The sequence below is a fragment of the Aromatoleum aromaticum EbN1 genome, assembly GCF_000025965.1.
Lineage (GTDB): Bacteria > Pseudomonadota > Gammaproteobacteria > Burkholderiales > Rhodocyclaceae > Aromatoleum > Aromatoleum aromaticum.
Window position 1 is genome coordinate 431,740 of record NC_006513.1, and the last position, 22,068, is coordinate 453,807.

The window sequence follows — 22,068 nt, forward strand, 5'->3', positions numbered from 1 at the left end:
CGTTACCGAAACGGTGAGCCGCCTGTGAGCCCATCAGAGAGAAAGGTAAGCGGAACGCTTGCCGGAGGAGTAGATATGCAGGAAGCACAAAAAAGCAACGGCGAGGGGGCAATCCTCGCCGCTACCGGAGAACATACGCAAAGCTATACGGCAAGCATACCACAGCCTACCCTGTGGGGCCAGATTCCGGCAGCGCTGCGCCAGCGCCCGCAATGGTGCCATACGATCCCCGACTCCAAAGCCCCGCACCAAGCGAATGGCCGGTCAGCGAGTCCGACAAACCCAGCGCACTGGTGCGACTTCGAGACCGCGTGCGACGCTGCTGCGCGGTGCGGCGGCGGAATCGGGTACGTGCTGACCGCCGACGACCCGTTTGCGTGCATCGACTTGGACGTGAAGGACGACACCACGCAGGAGCAGCGCGAACGCTTCGACAAGATCGTCAGCACCTTCGACAGCTACACCGAGCGTTCGCGCAGCGGAAAAGGGATGCACGTATGGGTTGAGGGCGAGATCGGCAAAGGCGCACGTCGCGACAGCGTGGAGGTGTATTCGCAGGAACGCTTCATCATCTGCACAGGGAACGTGATGGCGGACCGCCCCATCACCCCCCGCCACGACATGCTCGATGTCTTGGTGGCAGAGATGAGACGGGGCAGCGCACCGGAGGTCGAGCTTGAAGATGACCCGGACCCCGATTCCGGCTGGTACGTAGTCGAGCAGGCGCTTGATGAGAACGGAGCGTTCAAAGACGAGGAGTTTGGCAGACTGTTCGCTGGCGATTTGGAAGGGCGCAACTACCCGTCGCAATCCGAAGCAGACTTGGAGCTGGTCAAGCTACTCGCCCGCTGCACCGGTTCCAACGAAGCCTGCTGGTCGGCGTTTCGTATGTCGGCGCTGGGCAAACGCGAGAAGGCAAAACGCCCAAGCTACAAGCGCAGCACACTTGTGAAGGCACGGACGCACCTCGCGAACGATGCGGTACAGGAGGCACACGGGAAGGAGATTGCTGACGCCCTGTTCTGGCGCCTTACCGGTGGCGCGTCGCTCCCCTCTACCGACACCTCGCGCCACTTCCAGCTACTAACCGACGACGACCTGCAACGGCTCCCGCCCCAGCGCTGGCTGGTGAAAGACATCATCCCCGACGGAGGCTTTGGTACGCTTTACGGTCAGTCGGGCACCTTCAAATCGTTCCTTGTGCTCGACCTGCTGGCACACATTTCCACAGGCTCCCCGTGGTTTGGGCACCGCGTCAAAGCTGCGCCCGCCGTCTATATCCCTTTCGAGGGTCAAGGTGGCATCCCGAAACGGGTCGCAGCGTGGAGGCTTGCTCGTTCCCGTCAAGCGGGCCTGGATGTAACAACCAACATGCGATTCATCACCGACCGAATGAACCTGCGCCTTCAAGCAGACCGCGAAAAGCTCGTGACGACGCTGATTGAGAAGGGATGGGCGGGCGGCGTGCTGTGCCTCGACACACTGGCACAGGCGGGCGGAGGCATCGACGAGAACGGCCCCGAAGGCATGGGCGAGATGATCGCTATCTTCCAAGAGCTACAGCACAAGTTTGGCGGGACGGTCCTTGTCATCCACCACAGCGGCAAGGTTGAAGCGGCCGGGATGCGCGGATGGTCGGGTCTGCGCGGTGCGCTCGACTTCGCCATCAAGTGTCAAAAAGCGGTAGGCAAGAATGCTTCAAAGTTCGACGCCCAATTTGTGCTGGACAAGGTGAAGGACGGCGAGGACGGCAAGACCTTCGACTTTTCGATGCTGCGTGTCCATCTTGGATATGACGAAGAAGGCGACGAGGTTACTTCGCTCGCGGTGACTCCTCGCATCGCCCCACAGGTTGCGCCGCCGGTCTCCGATAGCATGCGGGATGTTGAGGATGATGAATTCATCTGGAATTGGATCAAGAACGAGGTGGCTGCTGGGCACTATCCAAGCAAGAACTCGCTGAAGGGCGATCTCAACGCGATGAAGGAACAGCGGCCGATCACACAGGTGCGAATTTCCCCTGCTGTTGATCGACTATTGGCGAGTGGCCGCCTTCAAAAAATGTCTGACCCGAGCAGGGGGAACCCATGGCTCCGGGCAATTGAAACTACGCCGAGTGAGTGTCTCGCAGTGGGGGTTCGCTAGCTTTGGGGGTTCGCTGGGGGTTCGCTGGGGGTTCGCTAGCCCTCACTTAGAGAACCCCCGACCGCACTTACCCCCCAGCGAACAGGGGTTCGCTAGGGAGGGGTAACCCTATAGCAGCGAACCCCCCCCCAGCGACCCCCCCCCCCCTACCCCACCTGTGGAAATGCATGCGCTAGCCGCAACCGTACCCCAGCGCATACCGCCAGCACGCTGCCATAGCGCTGCCGCTGCAGGAATGGTACCGACGCGCGGTTTTAGGGGGTGGGGGTATGGGTAGCTATGCCCCCGCTGTAAAAACCGCGCACAGCGCGTTTTACGCGGTCGCGCTCGCGCACAGGTTGCTGACGACCAAAAGCAAAAGCCCCGCTCAGTGGCGGGGCTCGGTGACACGGGCTGCTTTGTGGGAGATCAGGGCTTCGGCTGGCGCCCTGTCAGTCCATTGAACTGGCGCCAGCGGGCGTACTGCGTCCGCACCGTCGCCGGGTTGATGCCGCTGCTTTCGCTGATCGCGGCAAGGTGCTTGTTCTGTAGCTCCTCGTAGCCATCGAAGATCGACCACGCCTTCGCGCACAGGCCGCCCTCCTTCGGGCGCTTGATCCCGTTGCGCTCTTCAAGCTGGACCCTCGGCTTCGCCTGCTTCGGCTCGACCTGCTCGCTGTCCGCCTGCTGGCTGTCCGCCCCTGTGGTCGCACCCGGCTCGCCCGGCTCCATCGCCTTCCATCCAAAGCGCACCTCGTCGCCGTCTTTATGCACGGTGATTTCCACCAGCTCGACGGGCACCCCGGCAGCGACACCAGCTCGGCGGGCGTTCTCGCGCTTCGTGTAGGTCTTGGCTTCCATGTCGTTCTCCTTCATCGGTTGTTGGCGTGATTGATGCTCAACATAAGCGCGATTCAAGGCAACGGCCGACAAACAGCGATATCAATTCCTTTTGAATATCGGAATTAACCTACACCAAATCTGTAATACGGCGTTCGTCATACTATCAACGTGAGCTAAGCTATTGTTTTTTACCTGTTATTTTACGAGAACAGTTGTGTTACCACCCCGTAACAGGTAATTTGTAAGCACAAAACAAGCGCTAACCTATTTTGGGAGTCAAATCATGTCCGTCTATGCAGATGTCACACCAGCCCTCCACCCTGCCGTTATCGAAGAGCTCCCCGGCTACGAGGACCACAAGGGTTATGTTCAAGAGATCACCGAAGCTTTCTCGGTCGCGTACGAAGGGATTGCAGACCTGCACAAGGCACGGGCTGCGGTGGCGCGAAACCCGACGATGAACGAAGCAGCGCAATTGCTGATGGTGGCGAAAGAAGCCACTAAACGAATGGACGCTATGACGCGCAAGTTCGATTCGGCAACCGCCAACCTGAGCAAGGCGATTGACGCTATTGAAGGCGACCTGACCCGCCCGCTCGCCACCTCCGCCGCTGCAGGGCCAATCCCTACTGAAATTCGCGCCTACGTCCATTCTCTGGACAACGACAAGCGCAGCGCTTTCCTGAACGAGGCAATGGCGAATAAGGACGAGCAAACCCTCGCCGCCGTGCTGGGCGCTCCCAGCTACCTGTCTGGCATCACCGAGGCGGACAAGGCATACCGGGTCCGCCGATACCACGAGCAGACCAAACCGGAACTCGCGCAGCGCTTGGACCTCATGAAGCGCGCCCGGGAGATGGCGCATAACCGAGCGGGGCTGATCTACATGCAAATCGAGAAGGCTATGGGCGCGCCATGGAGCCGCGTGCAGGAATTGCGCGAGCAGACCGGCGCAGCGGAATCAGCGTTTAAGAGATTTGCCAGCTGACCTGTATCCCCCCTGCAGAAAACAGGACGGCGCGAGTTATCCATCGTCGTCGTCCTAGGTGACACATAGGAGTTGAACATGGCAAGACAGCTATTCAAGCCCGGCCAGTCCGGCAATCCGAAGGGACGCCCGAAAGGGTCGGTTAATAAGCAGACGCTGGTGTCGCAGGCGCTGATGCAAAACGCGGAGAAGGTGGCCCATGTGGTATGCAAGGCAGCAATGAACGGCGACATGCAGGCCGCACAGCTTTTGATGAGCCGCGTTCTCCCGATGCTGCGTTCGACTAGCGCCACTGTGCAATTTGAACTCGACACCACTGGCCCGCTGACCGAGCAAGCGAAGCAAGTGCTTCAGGCTGTGGCGGATGGGGATCTGAACCCCGATACCGGCAAGTGGCTGATTGACAGCATTACCGCGCTCGCTGGGCTGCGTCAGGTAGATGAACTGGCGGGACGGCTGGATGCGCTGGAAGGGGAGCGAGCATGAACCCGACCAATATGACCACATTGGTAACAGAAGACCTGTTCGAGCAATTGGTCGTCATGGCTATCCCGCGCCATGCGCGAGCTGTGGAGCTCAGGTACGACGGCAATTTCTGGTTGATTACCGGCCCGAAGACTCGCGCCGGCTTGATCGAGAAAGCCAAGCAGTCGCTTCGTCATTACAAGTATGTGACCTATTACTTGGACGGGAATTACCCGCCCTACGACCGTCAAGCAATGATCACCGCCGTTTGCGAACCGACGCTGCCTACCTATCCCGTGGTGGCTTTTCTTCGGTCGCTCTGGCAAGCCGCTGAGAAAGACCCGCATCCCGAGGTGCGAGCGTATGCGCGGGCTGTACTGGACGCGAACCCCCAAGCAGGCGTGACCAAACGAAGGAGAGCAGCATGACCACAGTAACGACGCAAGACGAGCAGGAGATGATTCAGGTGATGAGCGGGCCGGACGGCGCGACAGCGGTACTGCTCGTCTATGGCGGATGTAGCTGGCTGGTGGAACGGGAGAGCCTTGCGCGTTCCATCGCAGCGGCGAAGGGAGTGCTGCGTGACTACCGGCATTCTACCTACACGGTGCGGGCCGAATGCACGCCGAGCGATCTGTGGGCAACGATCACGCCGGTGTTCTCGGCCAAAGACATGCCCGCCGACGCGCTGGCCAAGCTGCAGGACGCTGCGCAGAACGATCCGGACCCTGCGCGGCGCGAAGTGGCACAGCGGGAGCTCGATGCTCGCCACTGGTCGCTTTGTCAATGCCGATTTAAAACTGACACGCTTTCCCGGCGGTTGCCGATTTAAAACTGATACACCTCTATCCCATTGACATGTGCGACGGAGCGCCCCGAAGGGAGGGCCGAAGGCCCGACCGCAGGGGCGCTCCGTCGCGCGGCCCTCAGCCGGCGACCGCCAGCGCTTGCACCATCCCGGCCTTGCGCTGGTGTTTCAGCCGGTAGCTCTCGCCGCTGATCGGCACGATGTGCGCGTGATGCAGCAGCCGATCCAGTAGCGCCGCCGTGAGCGTCGCATCCTGGGCGAAGGTGCTGTCCCACTGCCCGAACGACAGATTGCTGGTCACGATCAGGCTGCCCCGCTCGTAGCGCGCCGCGATCACCTGGAAGAACAGGTTGGCCTGCTCGCGCGTCATCGGCAGGTAGCCGATCTCGTCGACGATCAACAGCCGGTAGGCGTTGATCGCCCGCTGCATCACGTTCTTGAGCTGGTTGCGCTCATGCGCCAGGACCAGCGTCAGCAGCAGGTCGGCGGCGGTGGTGAAGCGCGTCTTGATGCCGGCCTGCGTGGCGCGGTAGCCCAGCGCGATGGCCAGATGGGTCTTGCCCACCCCGCTGGGGCCCACCAGCACAACGTTCTCGGCACGCTCGACGAAGGCGAGGCTGGCCAACTCCTCGATCTGGCTGCGCTTGAGCCCGCTGGCAAAGCCATAGTCGAAATCCTCCAGCGTCTTGATCGCGGGGAAGCCCGCCAGGCGCGTGAGCATGCTTTGCTTGCGGCTCTGACGACCGGCCGCCTCGGCCCGCAGCAACTGTTCGAGGAAGTCGCTGTAGGCCAGTTGATCGGTGGCCGCCTGCTGGGCCGCTGCGGCATAGCCTTGGGCGGTGAGCGGCAGGCTCAGCGTCTGGCACAGCGCCTGGATCCGTTCGTATTGCAGGTTCATGCGCCGATCTCCTGCGCCTGTTGCAGCGTCTGCAGCAACGCGTCGTAGACGGCCAGCGGATGCTGGGCGGGTTGCGCCGTTTCGAGGTGCGCACGCACGGCGGGCGGGCGCACGGGGCCCTCGTCGTGTGCCGCCTCAGCCTGCGGCCGGGCGCCCTCGATGTCGCCCCGCCACGGCGGTGCCAGCGCCTGCAGCGCAGCCCGTTCGGCCGCCAGCCGCGCTACCGGTTGCTCGCCGGTGGTGCCATGCACGCGCACGTTGGCGACTTCGTCGAGCCAGCGGCGCACCTGCACCGTGGCCGTGGCGGCGTCGAGCACCAGACCGGCCTGCTTGAACTGCGCCACCAGCGGCACGTAGAACGAGCGCCGCAGATAGCCGTTGAAGCGCTCCACCTTGCCCTTGGTCCGTGCCCGATAGGGGCGGCACAGCTTGATCACGAACCCGGCGTGACGGGCGTAGTCCAGAAAGCCGGCGTGGTAGCGGTGCGCGCCTTCGCCGTCGACATCGCGCTCGAGCACCACGGTCTTCATGTTGTCGTACAGCACCTGGCGCACCACGCCCCCGAACGCCGCGAAGCTGCGCTCGTGGCAGCCGATCAGCGTCGTCACCTTCATGTCGGTGACAAACTCGACGTAGCTCATGCGGCTGTAGCCGAGCGTGGCGCAGAACGCGTACAGCGGCTGCGCGCCCTTGCGAAACTCCACCCAGTCGACCTGCATCTGGTGGCCCGGCGCCGTCTCGAAGCGCACCACCGGCTCCGATGGCTGCGCCGGCTTGAGCATGTGCATGAACGCGCGCAGCTGGCTGGCGCCACCCTGATAGCCCTGCGCCACGATCTCACGCATCAGGACCGAGGCCGGAATCCAGTGCGGATGCGCCGCCGCCTGGCGTTCGCGCAAGTACGCCTCGAAGGGCGCCAGCTTCGTCACCCGCTGGACCTTGCGCGCGTAGCGCGGCAGCCCCGGCGACGCCAGGTGCGCACGCACCGTGTTCACCGCACACCCCACCTCGGCGGCGATCCGCCGAAGGCTCAACCCGTGACGCCTCAACAGTTCGATTTCCACATACACCTCGTCTGTGATCACCCGGGCTCCAAATGGCCCGATCTTCTCAACTCGGTGTATCAACTTTCAATCGGCAGCCCGTATCAACTTACATCCGGCAGTGACAGCTTCGCCCGTGGCCCGGGAAGCGCGCGTGAGGGTTCGCGTCTCGACCGCCGTCCTTGCCCGACTTGGACGGCTTGAGCAAATGAAGAGCGCTGCCAAGCCAGGGAAGCTCTGGCCGCGGATTATGGGGCTGGACGAGTGGGAAGAAGCTGCACAGGACTCGCAGCATGAGCTCGTGGAAGCCACTCACCCGTCGGGGCCGCGAATCCGCATCCTCACCGACGGTAACGCCTTCGACCGGGGCGAGCAGGCCAGGCGCCAGCAAGCGGACCACAGGGCAGCGAACAAGGAAGCTAGCAGCCAGCAGCGCGACGGGAACCGGGAATACCTCCGTCGGCAGCAAGAGATGCGAGCAGAGGCAGAACGACAAGCGTTAGGAAACCGTGGCTAAACGGAACCAGCATCGGGGTGATTACATAGCTTGACGGTGCCGAACCCGCCCATGGTGGCGGGTTTGTTTTGACTGCATGCTTCGAATCGACGTTGCGTGGGCGAAGACGTGGCGCAGGAGACCTTAGCGCCGTAGACACACCGTCACACACCGTCACACACCGTCATTCACCGTCATTCACCGTCGTCTCGCAATCCCATTAATTTTTCCTTGCGTCGCTTTGTACGTCATGATCTAATTCGCCTAACGAACCATGAGAGGCAGACCATGACGAACCTAGAGCAGCCTCTTGCTGCGTTGCGATCGCTGATTGCCCAGAAGAAGAAAGAGCTTGATGAACTGGAAAACGCGTTAGCCGTCATTGAGAAGTTCGTATTGGAACCGGAGAAGATCGCCGGGAACGATGTCTCGGAAGGGGACGGTGTAATTAAACTCGATGAGCTGGTCTTAGAAGGAGGACCTTCAGGGCGACACAGCACCTTTACAAACGACGTAATCGACGTGATACGACGGCTTGGAGATCAGGAGTTCTCCGTCGCGCACATCGACACGCTCATGCGAAAGATGGGAAAGATTTCGGGTGAAAAGTCGCCACGCCCGCGGATCTCAGCACTGCTTGGTAAGTTGGAAGAAAGCGGGATGCTTGAGCGCACCTTCAAGGGCGGGGGTAACGTACCCCATAAATACAGATTGAAGGTGCAAGACGAAACTGCTCAGAATGAGCTGTCTGAAGAGTTATGAAACAGCCAAGTTGGCGCTTGGCTGTTTCATTAGGGAAAAGTCCTTGGTGGGCCCAAGGGACTCTCGCTAGCTTTGACGAAAGCGTTGCAATAGTAGCCCTCAAAGGGGGGCGTTGCAAGGTTGCGAGTTCTGTGTTCGGGCCCTGTCCTAATTGGAGCCCATCATGTCGCAACGCGATCTGTTTGGAGTGCCGGCCGAGGAGGAAGGGACCGTCATCTACACGATGACGATCCGCCTTAAGTCCGGAAAGGTGATTCGGAGGCCGAACGGCCGTCCGTTCCGCATCGTGATTCGCCCGAAGAAGTAATTCGGGGCGGCTATTAACAATCGCTGCAACGGCGCCTTCAGTGAAGGTGCCGTTTTTTGTGCGATGGGCGAGATTTTGCAGTTAATTGCACTGCTCGTTACCCTAATCTTCTTACCATGTGCTTACAAGGCACATTTCTTACGTACCCAAAGCACCTACTTCACGAGAAAAACATACAGCTAAGTGCTTGTTTTTGTTGGCGGAAGCGGTGAGATTCGAACTCACGAACGGTTGCCCGTTGCCGGTTTTCAAGACCGGTGCAATCGACCACTCTGCCACGCTTCCCGGGCGGTTCGGGCAGGTTTCCAGTTGCGCTGCCGTGCTGCCGAGAGCGGCGAAGTATACCACCGGGCGCGCCCTGCACTGCCACACGAAAGTTGCCGGCCGCAGCGCGGGCGATTGTGCCCCAGGGGAGTCCTCCGCCTCAATTCCGCTCGAAAAGGGCGATCGACTCCACATGCGAGGTTTGCGGGAACATGTTCGCAATGCCGGCGCCCCGCAGCACGTAGCCTTTCTCGTGCACCAGCACGGCAGCATCGCGCGCGAGCGTGGCCGGGTTGCAGGATACGTAAACGATGCGCGCGGGCGATTGCAGGGTGCTGAGCGCCTTGACGACCGCGATCGCTCCCTCCCGCGGTGGATCGATCAGCAGCTTGTCGAGCCTGCCGAGAGCAGCGAGGCTGTCTTCGGTCGCTTCGAACAGGTTTGCGGCGTGGAATTCGCTGCGGCCGTGCAGGCCATTACGTCGCGCGTTCTTCGCCGCACGCCTGACGAGTGATTCGCTGCCCTCGACGCCTACCACGGTGGCTCCGCAGCGGGCGATCGGCAAGCTGAAATTTCCGAGCCCGCAAAACAGGTCGGCGATGCGCTCGCCGGGCCGGGGATCGAGCAACTGCAACGAGCGACGGATCAGCAGGCGGTTGATGTCGATATTCACCTGGGTGAAGTCGGTCGGCTGGAACGCCATCGCGACGTCGAACTCGGGCAGCGTATAGGCGAGCGGCGCTGCACCTTTCGGGTGGAGCGGATGCGCCGTCGCCGGCGCCCCGGGCTGCAGCCACACCTGCACGCCGTGCTCGCCGGCGAAAGCGGCGAGTCGCGCCTCGTCGGCAGGAGTCAACGGCAACAGGTTGCGGAACACCAGCACGATCGCGGTGTCGCCGATCGCGATTTCGATCTGCGGCAGCCGGTCGGCTATCGAGAGGCCGCCGACGAGCTCGTGCAGCGCCGGCAACATTCCCGAGACGTGAGGAGGCAGGATCGGGCAGCTGCGCATGTCGGCGATGTAGCTGCTGCGCCGTTCGTGGAAGCCGATCAGCACTCCGCCTTTTTTCGGCACCACCCTCACGCCGATCCGCGCGCGATAGCGGTAACCCCAGGACGGGCCGTGGATCGCCGCGTAGATGATGTCGGGCCTTACCTTTCCGACGTGCCACAACGCGTCCTCGAGCACGCGCTGCTTGGCGGCCGCCTGCGCGACCGAGTCGAGATGCTGCATCGAGCACCCCCCGCATACGCCGAAATGCTCGCAGCGAGGTCGAACGCGCTGGGCGCTGGCCTTGATGATGCGTGTCGCCTCGGCAAGGTCGTAACTCGGCCGCTGACGATAGACCGTATATTCGACCTGCTCGCCCGCAAGTGCCCCCTCGACGAAGACGACTTTGCCGTCAACATGCGCGACCCCGCGACCTTCGTGATCCAGCGACTCGATGACTGCGACAGGCATTGAAGATCCACCAAAAGTCGATAATTTTACGTCTCTCCGCGGCACATTTCCCAGCGGTACACTGCGGGGAGGAAAACTTGACGGCAGCAAACGTCCGACGGTCTTGCTCGGCCACCCATACAAATCGAAACATACCGTCCGGCGGGATGCCACAACCCTTGTGCCGTGCGGAATCCCGGTGTTTATCCTGGTGCGGCACTGCAACATATAACGAGTGACTGCGACATTGACATGCTAGAATTTCCATTGGTCTACCGCTTGCATAATCGTTTTGACGATCTGCAGCCAGGGCGGATCAACTGCTGTCATCACCTCTATCCAATAAGGAAACCAGACATGAAACAATCGCTCCTCGTCGCTGCCCTCCTCACTTTCGCCCTGTCCGCATGCGGCGAGAAGGAAGAGCCCGCAGCTCCTCCTCCCGCGCAGGAAGCAGCGCCGGCAGCCGCCGTCGAGGAAACCGCTAAGGAAGCCGTGGAAAGCGCCAAGGAAGGCGCGGCCAACGCGGTCGAAGCAGCCAAGGAAGGCGCCGAGCGAGCTGTCGCAGCAGCCAAGGAAGGTGCTGAGGCCGCTGTCGAAGCAACGAAGGAAGCCGTTCAGAAGTAACTGCCTGTTCCGGAACGAAAAAGCCGGCGCAAGCCGGCTTTTTCATGAGCGAAGGAAATATCTCCGACGCGAGTTCCCGGTCATCCCTATGGGATGACTCTACCCCTCAGCGCAGTTGCTCCTGCAACAGAGTGAGAATCTTGCGCGCGGTCGCTGACGAATCTTCCCCGCCTTCGCGTGTCATCACGGTGATCACCGAGGCCTCCTGTTCGCCCTGCACCCGCAGGCGATATTCGCTGCCGCTTGCCGCGACTTCGTCCTTGCCGCGCCAGAACGCCAGCTTCGACAGGAAGCCCTCGGATTTCTTCGACTCGATGTCGACCTCCGGATCGACATAGCGCACGAAATACAGCCCCTTCGAACGGTCGCGATCCTCGACCGTGAAACCGATCCGGTCCAGCGCGAGCCCGACCCGCCGCCACGCGCGATCGAAAGACTCCTGCATCGCCAGGCTCGCCTTCCCGCCGGCAGTCTGCAGCGTCGCGCGCTCGGCCTCCGGAGCCGCGGCAAGGATTGCCTGCGCGCGCTCCTCCTTCGCGCCGAGGCGTACCATCAGGCGGCGCAGCATCTCGGCCTCGAGGTCCGGATCGGCGGGCCGAGGCTGCCAGATCGTCGTGTCCTTCGCTTCGGTCGGATAGATCTCCACCATTCCGCGATGGCTGATATAGATCTCGACCGTGTTCGGCTCCTTGCCCAGCTCGAGTCGGGTGCGGAATTTGTCCCGTTCCGGCGTCGAGAACAATCCATCGAGCACCCCGCCGATCGCGGAGCGCAGGAAGTCCTGCGGAATCTTCGCCCTGTCCTCGGCCCAATCCGTTTCCATCACCCCGACTTGCGGGCGCTCGATGTTCACGATGAAGCCGAGTTCGAGCCAAAAATCCTTGACCTGCGGCCACAGCACGTCCGGGGTTCCCGGAACGACGAGCCAGCGCTGCGTGCCGGCGCGTTCGACGCTCATGCTTTGCACTGCAGGCAGCACGTCTTCGGTCGCCGCTGCCTGCGGCTGCGCGGCGCGGTCGTTGGTATAGGCCGAATAGGTCGCGACGCCGCGCGGCGAGACGTCCGGCACGGCATAGCGGTCGTCACGCGTCGGGGCCGTGAGGTCGGGAGGGATTTCGAGCGGCGGCAGCTGGCGCGCGCTTTTATAGTCGATCTTCTTCGATTCGACGAGTGAGCCGGAGCATCCGGCCAAGGCGAGTGAAAGGGCGAGAAGTGAAGCGGAGGTGCGGACGCTGCGATTCATGAGTTTCCGAAAGTCCTGAAGATTCAAACGTTCACGCCGGCGCGACGCATCGCGAGCAGCACCCGCTCCTGCGAGGCGGACGACAGGGGGGTCAGCGGGAGACGAATGCCGGACTCGATCAAGCCCATGCGGGCAACCGCCCACTTGACCGGAATCGGATTGGCTTCGCAGAAAAGATCGCGATGCAGGCCGACGAGGCGCCCGTTGATCTCGCGCACCCTGAGCGCCTCTCCCGCCAGCGCTGCGGCGCACATCTCGTGCATTGCCCGCGGTGCGACGTTGGCGGTGACCGAGATCGTGCCGTGACCGCCGAGAAGAATGAAAGCAGCCGCGCTCATGTCGTCGCCGGTGTAGAGGGCGAAGTCCTTCGGCGCGCGCTCGATCAGGTCGCAGGCGCGGTCGATGCTGCCTGTCGCGTCCTTGATGCCGATGATGTTCGGGATCTCGGCCAGGCGCAGCGTCGTGTCGTTCGACAGATCGGCGACGGTGCGCCCGGGCACGTTATAAAGGATCAGCGGCAGTTCGACAGCTTCGGCGATCGAACGGAAGTGCCGGTAAAGGCCTTCCTGAGTCGGCCGGTTGTAATACGGAACGACTGAAAGCTGCGCGACTGCCCCCGCCTCCTGTGCAAAGCTGGCCAGTTCGATCGCTTCGGCTGTCGAGTTGCCGCCGGCTCCGGCAATCACCGGGATGCGTCCGGCGGCATGCTCGACCGTCGTGCGAATGAGTTCGCAATGCTCCTCGACGTTCACTGTCGGCGATTCGCCGGTGGTGCCGACGACCACGATCCCGTCGGTGCCTTCGGCCACGTGGAAGTCGATCAAACTGCGCAGACGAGGGTAATCCAGGCTGCCATCCTCATGCATCGGCGTGACGATGGCGACAAGCGATCCGGTAATCATGGAAGTGGTCGAAAGATTAAAAACGCTGATTCTACCCGATCGACGGCAGACGACCACCCCGGTGCGGCTGCGAACTGCGTCGCCCGCGCCCCATCACAGATCGGCCAGCGCCTTGATATGCGCAACCACAGAGCGGGCGAGCGAAGACAGCGCGTACCCCCCTTCAAGGACGGAAACGATGTTCTTGTGTCCGCAGTCCGCGGCAAGCGCCTTGACCTGCTGCGTCGCCCAGACATAGTCGGATTCGACCAGGCCGAGCGATCCCATGTCGTCTTCGTAATGCCCGTCGAAACCTGCGGAGATGAAAATCATCTGCGGGTTGTGGTTTCTCAGCGCGGGGATCCAGAGGTCGCTGACGATCTGGCGGAAAGTGTCTCCGCGCGCACCGGCGGGGACCGGGACGTTGACCATATGGGCCGCCGTGCAGTCCACGCCGCTGTAGGGATAGAACGGATGCTGGAAAATGCTCGCCATCATCACCCGGGGATCCTCGCGGAAGATATCCTCGGTGCCGTTGCCGTGGTGAACGTCGAAATCGACGATCGCCACGCGCTCCAGTCCATGCGCCTCGAGCGCGTGGCGCGCCGCGATCGCGACATTGTTGAGGAAACAGAATCCCATCGCCCGGGCCCGTTCCGCGTGGTGACCCGGCGGGCGCACCGCGCAGAACGCGTTCTCGATCTCGCCCTTCAGCACCAGATCCGTCGCCAGCACGCCCGCACCGGCCGAACGCAACGCGGCCTTCATGGTCTCGGGATTCATCGCGGTATCCGGATCGAGGTGGCGAATGCCATGCTCGGGCACGCTGTTCATCAGCTCTTCGAGGTACGCGGCAGGGTGTGCGCGAGTGATCTGCTCGGGCGTCGCCTGGGGTGCGTCGTAAAATGAGAGATAGAGGTCGAGCCCGGCCGCGATCAGGCGGTCATTGATCGCCGCAAGCCGGTCGGAGCATTCCGGATGGAAGGTCCCCATATCGTGCAGCCAGCATTCCCGGTGCGTAATGAACGCCGTCGTCGTCATATCCCTCCCCTCACTCATTGCAGGCGATATCACCGCGGCCTGGCCTTCGTTTCTTCGCCTGCGCGGGCGCAGCCTGATGATCTTTGCCGTTTATTATCACCGCTTCCCGGTCAATTTCACAGTACACAGCCCCATGCCTCACGGCCGTGCCGCCCCCTGCCTCGCGGAGCAATCCGGCCTTTCCCATCCGGGCGGCTCCACAACTTCGCGCCGCGGCAACTCAAGGCGGTTCCCGTTCTGCATCAGCGCGACACCTATTGCCGACCACCTGGTTTCCTGGCCGTAACAGGGGGACGAGGGATTCCCCGCGACTACCACCCAGACACACCGAGACACACGAGACACAAATGAAACAACGCTTTATCACCCCGCTCCTCGCGCTCGCGCTCCTCTCGGGCACAGCGCTCGCCGATGCGTCCTATGTCCGGCGCGAAGAGGTCAGAACGTTCGTCCGCACGATGGAGGAAAAACACGGCTTCGACGGCGGGGAAGTGCTCGCGGCGCTCGACCGCGCCCGGCACGACCCCGACGTTATCCGGCTGATCAGTCCGTCCGGGTCGTCCGGCCTCCGCTCGTGGCAACGCTACCGCGCCCGCTTTCTCGACTCGGCACGCATCGGTAGCGGCATTGCATTCTGGCAGGAGCATGCGGCGACCTTGCAGGCTGCGTACGAACGCTACGGCGTACCCCCGGAAATCGTCGTCGCGATCATCGGCGTGGAAACCCACTATGGCCGCAATACGGGAAATTTCGAGACGCTGTCGGCACTCGCCACGCTGGCGTTCGACTATCCCCCACGGGCGCCGCTGTTCCTGCGCGAACTCGAAAACCTGTTCCTGCTGGCACGCGAGCAGCAACGCGATCTTTTCAGCTACTACGGTTCGTATGCCGGCGCGATCGGCTACCCGCAGTTCCTGCCCAGCAGCATCCGCAGCTACGGCGTTGATTTCGACCACAGCGGCACCATCGATTTCGATCTGGAACCGACCGATGCGATCGGCAGTGTCGCACGCTACCTCGCCGAGCATGGCTGGGTGCGTGATGAACTCGTAGCGGAGCCGGCGCGCATCGCGTCCGAAGCCGATCTGCAGGCGCTGATCGACGCAGGCATCAAACCCATGCTTTCGCCGGAACAGCTGGCTCAGGCCGGCGTGACGAGCCTCGATGGCACGTTACGCGCGGCTCCGGCGACCCTCGTCGACCTTGCGACGCCCGACACTGGAACCGAATACTGGCTCGGATACCAGAACTTCTACACGATCACGCGCTACAACAAGAGCAGCTTCTACGCGATGGCCGTGTTCGAACTGTCACAGGCATTGCGTGAGCAGCAAAAGGCTGAAACCGCCCGCGTGGAATGAATGAGAGCGGGCGGACCTACAGCAGTTCGTCCCGCGAAATGCCGCGCCGTTTGACGGTCCTTCGCAACTGGCCCAGCGCCTCGAGCTGGATCTGGCGTACCCGCTCACGCGTCAGGCACAGACGCGACGCGAGTTCCTCCAGCGTCATCACTTCGCATTCGTCGAGCCCGTATCGATGCCGGATCACCAGGCGCTGCTTTTCGTTCAACATCCCGATCCATTCCTGGATCAGCTTCTCGACCTCCGCATCCTGAATGTGGGTATCGGGAGGCTCGGCCTGATCGTCGGCAAGCGATTCGCCGATCGAAAGGGTCGGGTCGATCTCGAGCGGCGCGTCGAGCGACGCAGTGTGCTCGCTCAGGGCGAGGATCGCGCGCACCTCATCGACCGACTTGTCGAGACGATGTGCCACCTGCTCGAGCGTGAACTCGCCGTTGCCCGACGCTTCGAGAGTGCGCTGCGCGCGCAGCACCTGATTCAGCTCCTTCACCACATGCACCGGCAGACGGATCGTGCGCGACTGGTTCATGATCGCCCGCTCGATGTTCTGGCGAATCCACCAGGTCGCATAGGTCGAGAAGCGGAAACCGCGCTCAGGGTCGAATTTCTCGAGCGCATGCATCAGGCCGAGATTTCCCTCCTCGACCAGATCGAGCAGCGGGATGCCGCGATTGAGGTAATGTTTCGCGATGTTGACGACCAGGCGCAGATTGCGCTCGATCATGATCTGGCGAGCGGGAAAATCGCCGGTACGCACTCTTCGCGCAAGCGCAGCTTCTTCAGCTGCCGTAAGCAGCGGATTCGCCCCAATCTCGTTCAGGTAGATCTGGGTGACGTCGCTGAGAAACTCGTTCTCGAACGCGGGCGCGACCCGCTCGACGAACACCTCCACCTCGGGGGGCAGATCCGGCTCCTGACTATCCACATCGTCACGACTCACCGGATCGTACATAGCCTCCTCGTCAGCGTGCAGGCAGATATTTCATCGGATCGACCGGACGTCCCTGCTTGCGAATCTCGAAGTGAAGCTTCGGGCGATCCGCATCGGTACTTCCGAGCTCTGCGATTCTCTGACCCTTGGTAACCGACTCCCCTTCCTTGACCAGCAGCTGCTGGTTGTGCGCGTATGCCGTAAGATAGTTAGCATCGTGCTTGATGATGACCAGTTTCCCATAGCCGCGCAAGCCGCTGCCCGAATAGACTACCTTGCCCCCCGCCGAGGCAATGACCGGATCACCCGGCTTGCCGGCGATATCGAGCCCCTTGTTGGCGGCTTCGTCGAACGTGCCGATGACCTGGCCGCTTACCGGCCACAGCCAGACAGCATCGGCGGCCACCGTCTTGTCCGCTTCCGGGGCGACTGGTGGCACAACCGGAGGCAGGGTCGAGCGAGGCTGTACCGAAGCCCACGCTTCGTCGCTATAGGGCTGCTTTCCACCCTTCGGCTCCTGCTTTACCAGCACGCCGTTGCCGTCGCTCCCCGGCTTCACCGGCTGCACCTCCACAGGTTCGCCGATCGCGATCGGCTGCGCAACTGCATCCGCCGGGGGGCCGACGAGCAATTCCCGGCCCACATGTATTTGATTCGGATCCGTCAAATTGTTCCAGACGACCAGATCTTTTGCTGTCACCTCATAGAGCCGTGCGATACCCATCAAGGTGTCGCCCGGTCGGACTACATGAACGGGCTGCTTCACACCGTTGATCGGGGTCTCCGATGGCGCCGGGGTCGAGAGGGGGGGCGTGGTGTCGCGGACAGGAGCCGGGCCTGTCGCTGCGCAGGCCGATAGCAGCGCGGCGAGAAGCACGGGGCCGAAAAACTTCAACGAAGTGGATTTTACTGAATGGATCATTCCGTACCAGTGAGCAAGGGGACGAAGCGCACGGCTTCGAACCGGCTTTCCCTGAAAATATTGCCGTGCCGCTCGGTCATCACGAGACGCTGGTCGGCGCTCCCGAGCGGGATCATCAGCCGCCCGCCCGGAGCCAGTTGCTCCTTCAGCGAGCCCGGGATGCCGGCCGCCGCAGCAGCCACGATAATGGTGTCAAAAGGAGCGGCTTCGGGCAATCCCAGATTGCCGTCGGCGTATTTGAGACGAACGTTCGGCAGCCGCAAGGGCCGCAGGTTTTCGCGTGCCCGGTCGAGAAGGGGGCGAATGCGCTCCACGGCAAACACTTCGGTCGCCACGAGGGACAGTACCGCGGCCTGGTAGCCACAGCCGGCGCCGACTTCGAGCGTCCGTCCCAGTTCGCGGCCCGCGCGCAGGATCTCGATCATGCGCGCGACCACCAGCGGTTGCGAAATCGTCTGCTGGTATCCGATCGGCAGCGCCGTGTCGTCGTACGCGCTGAAGGCGAGGCCTTCATCGACAAACGCGTGGCGCGGAATCTGCATCATCGCCGCGAGGACCTTCTCGTCGGCGATTCCCTGTGCACGGAGCCGCTCGACCATGCGGGCACGGGCCCGGCTCGAGGCCTGCCCGGGGTCCGGGGGGCGCATGCTCATCTACCGATCCATTCGGCGACGCTGGGAATGAGGCCGTTGTGGGTGAGGTCGATCTGTAACGGGGTGACGGAAACGAAGCCTTCCGCCACCGCCTGGAAGTCGGTCCCCTCACCCGCGTCCGCAGCCTGCCCGGCCGCGCCCACCCAATAGACGGTCTCGTTGCGCGGCGTCACGCTGCGAATCACCGGTTCGGCCTTGTGCCGCTTGCCCAGCCTCGTGACGCGGAGGCCGCGCAGTTCTTCGTAGGGGCGGTCCGGCACGTTCACGTTGAGCAGTACCGGATGCTGGAAAGGGATGCGTGTGAATCGCTCGGCGAGATCGCGCGCGACTCGCGCAGCCGCCGAAAAATCGGTCGCCGCCTTGCTCACGAGCGACACCGCAATCGCCGGCACGCCGAGCAGGAATCCTTCCGTCGCGGCCGCGACCGTCCCCGAATAAATCGTGTCGTCGCCCATGTTCGCGCCGTGATTCACGCCCGACACGACCATGTCCGGGAGGTGATCGAGCATGCCGGTGACCGCGAGGTGCACGCAATCGGTCGGGGTGCCGTTGACGAAATGGAAACCGTTTGCTGCCCGCCGCAGCGACAACGGGCGATCGAGCGTCAGGGAATTGCTCGCGGCGCTTCGGTCACGCTCGGGCGCCACCACCGTGACGTCCCCGACCTCCTGCAGAGCTTCAGCGAGGGCGGCTATCCCCGGAGCAAAATAACCGTCGTCGTTACTCACTAGAATGCGCATGATTCTTCCGTTCGGAATGGCACGAGCGCCCACACCGTGCCCGGTGTACGCAAGAGAAGCGGGGAATGTTAGCACAGCGGCACACGCCCTCCGCACCGCATCGGCACGCCCGTCCGAAGCGGCGCGGCAGGCAATCTCATGAGACCGCCCCCTTGCAGGGCGGCACCACTTCTAACAGGCGCCGAAGCAGACCCGGTCCCGGCCGTTGTGCTTGGCGTGATACATCCGCTGGTCCGCTTTCTCGATCAGGGCTTTCCAGTCGCCGGCGCCGTCGATACTGCGCTCCGCCAAGCCGATGCTGGCAGTCACCGGCGTGCCATCCGGGGCGGTGCCAAGGCCGAGCCTGCACAGGCGCTCGACCGCCGTCCGCGCTTTGGCGAGATCGGTGTTGGGCATGATGACGACGAATTCTTCGCCGCCCCAGCGGACCAGTATGTCGACCCGACGCAGCGCCGCCGTGATGTGCGTGGCGAGCGTGATCAGGACCTTGTCGCCCGCTTCATGGCCGAAGCGGTCGTTGATGCTCTTGAAGTGATCGACGTCGATGAAGGCGACCGTGATCGACGCCTGGTTGCGATTCGCGAGGCCCAGTTGCAGTTCGAGCATTTCTTCGCCGCTGCCGCGCGAAAAGGCGCCGGTCAGGGGGTCGCGCACCGACTGGCGCACCAGCGCCGTCATGAACGCGAGCTGGCTCATCCCGGCAGTCATCGACACGCCGGTGATCAGCATCAGCAACCAGAACGAGCCGGCGAACGACGGCCAGTTGAGCGTGGACCAGCTCAGATAGCCGGCGAGCGCTTGGGCGAGCAGGATCGGGCTCGAAATGAACACGTTCTCGATCAGCGTCAGCGGAAAAACCGACAGGCCCGCGAGCAGGACGAATGGCAGGAAAGCGTAGCCGGCGCCGATCGCCGCTGAAAGCTCGGACAGCTGGTACGTCCCGAGCAGGGTGTGCGAACCGACATAGAATGCTGTCGGAATTGCAAACAGGACCGCAATCGCGCGGTAGGCATCGAACAGGTTGCCCGACGGCCGGTAACAGATCAGGAGGGTCGCGAACGCCGCGCTGGCAAGAAGCCGCATCAGCGCGAGGGTGACCCACAGTGACGGCGGAAAGACGACGAAGTCGATCACGCTCCACAGCGGCGTGAGCACGGCGAACAGAAACGCGAACATTCGCACGCGATTGACGATCATCGTCGCCCGGCGCCGCATCAGAAGCGGCATGTGCCGGTTCGGAAGGAAGAGGTAGCCGAGCTCCGACTTATCCAGCTCTCCCAGCGGGCCGGCGAGCCTGTGCCACAACGTGTCGGCCAGATATGACATCCGTGATCTTTCCCTTCAGAACGTTGGTGCGCTGATCGATGACCGGGCACCAGTCTAGCAGCCGGCTTTGGCCGTTTTCAGCGTCGATCTGCGGGAAAACGAGACGTTTTTTGCGGATTCCGACCCAACGTGACCGCTGAATCCGAGAAGGGTGTGACCGGTGTTTCCGGGATGGTGACCGCGGATTCCGATTTGATCGTGACCGATTTGGGCGGTCGTCGGAATGACCGGTCACGTTGTCGGAATCGCCGGTCACGATCAGATCGGAACGGGTGTATGCAGCAGGCGTGGCAACGTCGTTTATCAGACCGGCTACCCTCGCGCGCTTTGCGCGGAGACCGAGGATGCCGGCGGAGCGGATTGCCATGCACAAGATCAGGGAGCTGTTACGGCTCAAATACGACTGCGCGCTGTCGCATGAGCGCATTGCCCGCGCGCTGTCGATTTCCAAAGGCGTGGTCGCCAAGTATGTGAAGGCGGCCGAGGAGTGCGGCCGGCCGTGGGCCGAGTTGTCGGCGGCCGACGAGGCAGAGTTGCGCCGGGTGCTGGGGGTCGCCCGGCGTGGACGTGGCGCGAGCGTCGCGAATGTGCCGCCGGATCTGGCGGCGGTGCATCAGGGGCTCAAGCGAAAGAACGTTACGCTGGCGCTGCTGTGGGAAGAGTACGTGCAGACGGCCGACGGGCCGAGCTATCAGTACTCGCGCTTTTGCGACCTGTACCGCGCGTTCGCCCGCACGCTCAAGCGCTCGATGCGCCAGGTTCACCGCGCCGGCGAGAAGCTCTTCATCGACTACGCCGGCGACACGGTGCCGATTGTTGACGCCGGCACCGGCGAGATTTCCCGCGCGCAGATCTTCGTCGCGGTCCTCGGGGCCTCGAGCTACACCTTCGCCTGTGCCACGGCGACGCAGTCGCAGGCGGATTGGCTGGGGTCGTTGGCGAAGGCGCTGACCTTCATCGGTGGCGTGCCCGAGCTCGTCGTGCCCGACAATACGCGCTCGCTCGTTGGCCAAGCCGACCGCTACGAGCCGCAACTGCAGCGCACCACCGCCGAGTTCGCCGCGCACTACGGCGTGGCGATCCTGCCCGCGCGCCCTTACAAGCCGCAGGACAAGGCCAAGGTCGAAGTCGGCGTGCAGATCGTGCAGCGCTGGATTCTGGCGCGGCTGCGTCACCGGCGCTTTTTCTCGCTGGGGGAGTTGAACGAGGCGATCGCCGCGTTACTCGAGCCGCTGAACACGCGTGCCTTCCGGCGCCTGCCAGGCTCGCGCCACGAAGCGTTCGAGACGCTCGATCGGCCGGCGCTGCGCCCGTTGCCCGCCACCGCGTTCCAGTTCGCCCAATGGAAACGGGCCAAGCCCAACATCGACTACCACGTCGAGTTCGACGGGCATTACTACAGCGTGCCGTATGCGCTCGCCGGCCAACCGGTGGAGTTACGCATCACCGCGAGCAGCATCGAATGCTTTGCCGCAGGCCGTCGCGTTGCGGTGCATGCGAGAAGCCACCGGCACGGGGCTTTCACCACGCTCACCGAGCACATGCCCGCATCGCATCAGGCGCACCGTCAGTGGTCCCCGGGCAAACTCATCGCCTGGGGCGCCACGGTCGGGCCTCACACCGAGCAGGTGGTCAGCCACCAACTCGAACGCATGCCGCACCCCGAGCAGGGCTACCGGGCGTGCCTCGGGCTGATGCGCCTCGGTCGTCAATACGGCAACGAACGCCTCGAAGCCGCGGCGACCCGCGCCGTCACCCTCGGGGCGATGCGTTACCGCAACGTCGCCTCGATCCTCAAGAGCGGGCTCGACCGCGCGCCGCTCCCCGCATCCACTGCGCAGCAAAGCGAGCTCGCGCTACCGGCCGCTCACGAGAACCTGCGCGGTGCGCGCTACTACCACTGA

General features: G+C 62.9%; 23 protein-coding genes and 1 tRNA gene. 11 read left to right on the top strand and 13 right to left on the bottom strand.

All coding sequences use genetic code 11. The features are described 5' to 3' along the window. Window positions 1-75: 75 nt before the first annotated feature. The gene (locus EBN1_RS01965) at window positions 76-2,145 is read left to right on the top strand and encodes an AAA family ATPase (RefSeq protein WP_157866561.1); all 2,070 of its coding nucleotides are present in this window, start codon (window positions 76-78) and stop codon (window positions 2,143-2,145) included. 408 nt (window positions 2,146-2,553) lie between these two features. Here the strand turns inward: EBN1_RS01965 and EBN1_RS01970 are convergent, their stop codons facing one another. Next, complete coding sequence (locus EBN1_RS01970) at window positions 2,554-2,985, bottom strand: hypothetical protein (RefSeq protein WP_011236245.1); 432 nt, start codon at window positions 2,983-2,985, stop codon at window positions 2,554-2,556. 265 nt (window positions 2,986-3,250) lie between these two features. On the opposite strand from EBN1_RS01970, the gene EBN1_RS01975 reads away from it, so the two are divergent. The 4 genes from EBN1_RS01975 to EBN1_RS01990 all read left to right on the top strand — a co-directional run bounded on the left by EBN1_RS01975 (window position 3,251) and on the right by EBN1_RS01990 (window position 5,252). Then, on the top strand, window positions 3,251-3,955 hold the full coding sequence (locus EBN1_RS01975; RefSeq protein WP_011236246.1) for a hypothetical protein: 705 nt from the start codon (window positions 3,251-3,253) through the stop codon (window positions 3,953-3,955). A gap of 78 nt (window positions 3,956-4,033) precedes the next feature. Continuing rightward, the gene (locus tag EBN1_RS01980) at window positions 4,034-4,441 is read left to right on the top strand and encodes a DUF5681 domain-containing protein (protein ID WP_011236247.1); all 408 of its coding nucleotides are present in this window, start codon (window positions 4,034-4,036) and stop codon (window positions 4,439-4,441) included. Beyond that, a complete protein-coding gene (locus EBN1_RS01985) occupies window positions 4,438-4,848 on the top strand; it encodes a hypothetical protein (RefSeq protein WP_041645529.1) in 411 nt (136 codons plus the stop codon). Before EBN1_RS01980 ends, EBN1_RS01985 begins: the two co-directional genes overlap by 4 nt. Beyond that, on the top strand, window positions 4,845-5,252 hold the full coding sequence (locus EBN1_RS01990; RefSeq protein ID WP_041645531.1) for a hypothetical protein: 408 nt from the start codon (window positions 4,845-4,847) through the stop codon (window positions 5,250-5,252). The genes EBN1_RS01985 and EBN1_RS01990 overlap by 4 nt, the downstream gene beginning before the upstream one ends. Window positions 5,253-5,346: 94 nt before the next feature. On the opposite strand, the gene istB is transcribed toward EBN1_RS01990, so the two are convergent. Next, window positions 5,347-6,126, bottom strand: a complete 780-nt coding sequence (gene istB / locus EBN1_RS01995; protein WP_011236051.1) for an IS21-like element ISAzo17 family helper ATPase IstB — start codon at window positions 6,124-6,126, stop codon at window positions 5,347-5,349. Further along, window positions 6,123-7,211, bottom strand: coding sequence for an IS21-like element ISAzo17 family transposase (gene istA / locus EBN1_RS02000; RefSeq protein WP_011236249.1), 1,089 nt, complete (start codon window positions 7,209-7,211; stop codon window positions 6,123-6,125). The genes istB and istA (EBN1_RS02000) overlap by 4 nt, the downstream gene beginning before the upstream one ends. Window positions 7,212-7,953: 742 nt before the next feature. On the opposite strand from istA (EBN1_RS02000), the gene EBN1_RS02005 reads away from it, so the two are divergent. After that, complete coding sequence (locus EBN1_RS02005; protein WP_011236252.1) at window positions 7,954-8,427, top strand: hypothetical protein; 474 nt, start codon at window positions 7,954-7,956, stop codon at window positions 8,425-8,427. Between the two features lie 163 nt (window positions 8,428-8,590). Then, window positions 8,591-8,734 (top strand): hypothetical protein, encoded by a 144-nt coding sequence (locus EBN1_RS02010; RefSeq protein ID WP_173361271.1) that lies wholly within the window; start codon window positions 8,591-8,593, stop codon window positions 8,732-8,734. Window positions 8,735-8,931: 197 nt separating this feature from the next. Here EBN1_RS02010 and EBN1_RS02015 read toward each other — a convergent pair. Then, window positions 8,932-9,019 (bottom strand) — tRNA-Ser (locus tag EBN1_RS02015). Window positions 9,020-9,158: 139 nt separating this feature from the next. Further along, entirely contained in the window at window positions 9,159-10,460 is a 1,302-nt protein-coding gene (rlmD, locus tag EBN1_RS02020) for a 23S rRNA (uracil(1939)-C(5))-methyltransferase RlmD (protein ID WP_011236254.1), read from the bottom strand. Window positions 10,461-10,691: 231 nt separating this feature from the next. Between rlmD and EBN1_RS02025 the strand changes: the two genes are divergently transcribed. Then, window positions 10,692-11,066, top strand: a complete 375-nt coding sequence (locus EBN1_RS02025) for a hypothetical protein (protein WP_241762791.1) — start codon at window positions 10,692-10,694, stop codon at window positions 11,064-11,066. A 106-nt stretch (window positions 11,067-11,172) separates the two neighbouring features. Here EBN1_RS02025 and bamC read toward each other — a convergent pair whose 3' ends face one another. From bamC to EBN1_RS02040, 3 genes are all read right to left on the bottom strand, one after another. Then, window positions 11,173-12,309, bottom strand: a complete 1,137-nt coding sequence (gene bamC / locus EBN1_RS02030) for an outer membrane protein assembly factor BamC (RefSeq protein ID WP_011236256.1) — start codon at window positions 12,307-12,309, stop codon at window positions 11,173-11,175. Between the two features lie 23 nt (window positions 12,310-12,332). Continuing rightward, on the bottom strand, window positions 12,333-13,211 hold the full coding sequence (gene dapA / locus EBN1_RS02035) for a 4-hydroxy-tetrahydrodipicolinate synthase (protein WP_011236257.1): 879 nt from the start codon (window positions 13,209-13,211) through the stop codon (window positions 12,333-12,335). Between the two features lie 93 nt (window positions 13,212-13,304). Beyond that, the gene (locus EBN1_RS02040) at window positions 13,305-14,231 is read right to left on the bottom strand and encodes a histone deacetylase family protein (RefSeq protein WP_011236258.1); all 927 of its coding nucleotides are present in this window, start codon (window positions 14,229-14,231) and stop codon (window positions 13,305-13,307) included. Between EBN1_RS02040 and EBN1_RS02045 the strand changes: the two genes are divergently transcribed. Next, a complete protein-coding gene (locus tag EBN1_RS02045) occupies window positions 14,212-14,517 on the top strand; it encodes a hypothetical protein (RefSeq protein WP_157866562.1) in 306 nt (101 codons plus the stop codon). The two genes, EBN1_RS02040 and EBN1_RS02045, sit on opposite strands and share 20 nt — an antisense overlap. 61 nt (window positions 14,518-14,578) lie before the next feature. Continuing rightward, the gene (gene mltB / locus EBN1_RS02050; protein WP_011236259.1) at window positions 14,579-15,592 is read left to right on the top strand and encodes a lytic murein transglycosylase B; all 1,014 of its coding nucleotides are present in this window, start codon (window positions 14,579-14,581) and stop codon (window positions 15,590-15,592) included. A gap of 16 nt (window positions 15,593-15,608) precedes the next feature. Here the strand turns inward: mltB and rpoS are convergent, their stop codons facing one another. The 5 genes from rpoS to EBN1_RS02075 form a co-directional block, all read right to left on the bottom strand. Continuing rightward, on the bottom strand, window positions 15,609-16,544 hold the full coding sequence (gene rpoS / locus EBN1_RS02055; RefSeq protein WP_011236260.1) for an RNA polymerase sigma factor RpoS: 936 nt from the start codon (window positions 16,542-16,544) through the stop codon (window positions 15,609-15,611). Between the two features lie 10 nt (window positions 16,545-16,554). Continuing rightward, a complete protein-coding gene (locus tag EBN1_RS02060; RefSeq protein WP_422103710.1) occupies window positions 16,555-17,247 on the bottom strand; it encodes a peptidoglycan DD-metalloendopeptidase family protein in 693 nt (230 codons plus the stop codon). 194 nt (window positions 17,248-17,441) lie between these two features. Beyond that, window positions 17,442-18,098 carry a protein-L-isoaspartate(D-aspartate) O-methyltransferase gene (locus tag EBN1_RS02065; RefSeq protein ID WP_011236262.1) on the bottom strand — a complete coding sequence of 219 codons (657 nt, stop codon included), beginning with the start codon at window positions 18,096-18,098 and terminating at the stop codon, window positions 17,442-17,444. Then, a complete protein-coding gene (surE, locus tag EBN1_RS02070; protein WP_011236263.1) occupies window positions 18,095-18,838 on the bottom strand; it encodes a 5'/3'-nucleotidase SurE in 744 nt (247 codons plus the stop codon). Before surE ends, EBN1_RS02065 begins: the two co-directional genes overlap by 4 nt. A 171-nt stretch (window positions 18,839-19,009) precedes the next feature. After that, window positions 19,010-20,164, bottom strand: coding sequence for a GGDEF domain-containing protein (locus EBN1_RS02075; protein WP_011236264.1), 1,155 nt, complete (start codon window positions 20,162-20,164; stop codon window positions 19,010-19,012). A 344-nt stretch (window positions 20,165-20,508) separates the two neighbouring features. On the opposite strand from EBN1_RS02075, the gene istA (EBN1_RS02080) reads away from it, so the two are divergent. Continuing rightward, the gene (gene istA / locus EBN1_RS02080) at window positions 20,509-22,068 is read left to right on the top strand and encodes an IS21-like element ISAzo4 family transposase (protein WP_011236265.1); all 1,560 of its coding nucleotides are present in this window, start codon (window positions 20,509-20,511) and stop codon (window positions 22,066-22,068) included.

What these genes read in the sequence shown, in the direction of transcription:
- EBN1_RS02025 (WP_241762791.1), top strand. Translation starts at nt 10,692, where the DNA reads ATGCTAGAATTTCCATTGGTCTACCGCTTGCATAATCGTTTTGACGAT.
- EBN1_RS02075 (WP_011236264.1), bottom strand. Translation starts at nt 20,164, where the DNA reads ATGTCATATCTGGCCGACACGTTGTGGCACAGGCTCGCCGGCCCGCTG.
- istA (WP_011236265.1), top strand. Translation starts at nt 20,509, where the DNA reads ATGCCGGCGGAGCGGATTGCCATGCACAAGATCAGGGAGCTGTTACGG.
- rlmD (WP_011236254.1), bottom strand. Translation starts at nt 10,460, where the DNA reads ATGCCTGTCGCAGTCATCGAGTCGCTGGATCACGAAGGTCGCGGGGTC.
- surE (WP_011236263.1), bottom strand. Translation starts at nt 18,838, where the DNA reads ATGCGCATTCTAGTGAGTAACGACGACGGTTATTTTGCTCCGGGGATA.
- EBN1_RS01990 (WP_041645531.1), top strand. Translation starts at nt 4,845, where the DNA reads ATGACCACAGTAACGACGCAAGACGAGCAGGAGATGATTCAGGTGATG.
- EBN1_RS01970 (WP_011236245.1), bottom strand. Translation starts at nt 2,985, where the DNA reads ATGGAAGCCAAGACCTACACGAAGCGCGAGAACGCCCGCCGAGCTGGT.
- EBN1_RS02045 (WP_157866562.1), top strand. Translation starts at nt 14,212, where the DNA reads ATGAACGCCGTCGTCGTCATATCCCTCCCCTCACTCATTGCAGGCGAT.
- EBN1_RS01975 (WP_011236246.1), top strand. Translation starts at nt 3,251, where the DNA reads ATGTCCGTCTATGCAGATGTCACACCAGCCCTCCACCCTGCCGTTATC.
- EBN1_RS02005 (WP_011236252.1), top strand. Translation starts at nt 7,954, where the DNA reads ATGACGAACCTAGAGCAGCCTCTTGCTGCGTTGCGATCGCTGATTGCC.
- EBN1_RS02010 (WP_173361271.1), top strand. Translation starts at nt 8,591, where the DNA reads ATGTCGCAACGCGATCTGTTTGGAGTGCCGGCCGAGGAGGAAGGGACC.
- mltB (WP_011236259.1), top strand. Translation starts at nt 14,579, where the DNA reads ATGAAACAACGCTTTATCACCCCGCTCCTCGCGCTCGCGCTCCTCTCG.
- EBN1_RS01965 (WP_157866561.1), top strand. Translation starts at nt 76, where the DNA reads ATGCAGGAAGCACAAAAAAGCAACGGCGAGGGGGCAATCCTCGCCGCT.
- istB (WP_011236051.1), bottom strand. Translation starts at nt 6,126, where the DNA reads ATGAACCTGCAATACGAACGGATCCAGGCGCTGTGCCAGACGCTGAGC.
- EBN1_RS01980 (WP_011236247.1), top strand. Translation starts at nt 4,034, where the DNA reads ATGGCAAGACAGCTATTCAAGCCCGGCCAGTCCGGCAATCCGAAGGGA.
- EBN1_RS02065 (WP_011236262.1), bottom strand. Translation starts at nt 18,098, where the DNA reads ATGAGCATGCGCCCCCCGGACCCCGGGCAGGCCTCGAGCCGGGCCCGT.
- bamC (WP_011236256.1), bottom strand. Translation starts at nt 12,309, where the DNA reads ATGAATCGCAGCGTCCGCACCTCCGCTTCACTTCTCGCCCTTTCACTC.
- EBN1_RS01985 (WP_041645529.1), top strand. Translation starts at nt 4,438, where the DNA reads ATGAACCCGACCAATATGACCACATTGGTAACAGAAGACCTGTTCGAG.
- rpoS (WP_011236260.1), bottom strand. Translation starts at nt 16,544, where the DNA reads ATGTACGATCCGGTGAGTCGTGACGATGTGGATAGTCAGGAGCCGGAT.
- EBN1_RS02040 (WP_011236258.1), bottom strand. Translation starts at nt 14,231, where the DNA reads ATGACGACGACGGCGTTCATTACGCACCGGGAATGCTGGCTGCACGAT.
- dapA (WP_011236257.1), bottom strand. Translation starts at nt 13,211, where the DNA reads ATGATTACCGGATCGCTTGTCGCCATCGTCACGCCGATGCATGAGGAT.
- EBN1_RS02060 (WP_422103710.1), bottom strand. Translation starts at nt 17,247, where the DNA reads ATGGGTATCGCACGGCTCTATGAGGTGACAGCAAAAGATCTGGTCGTC.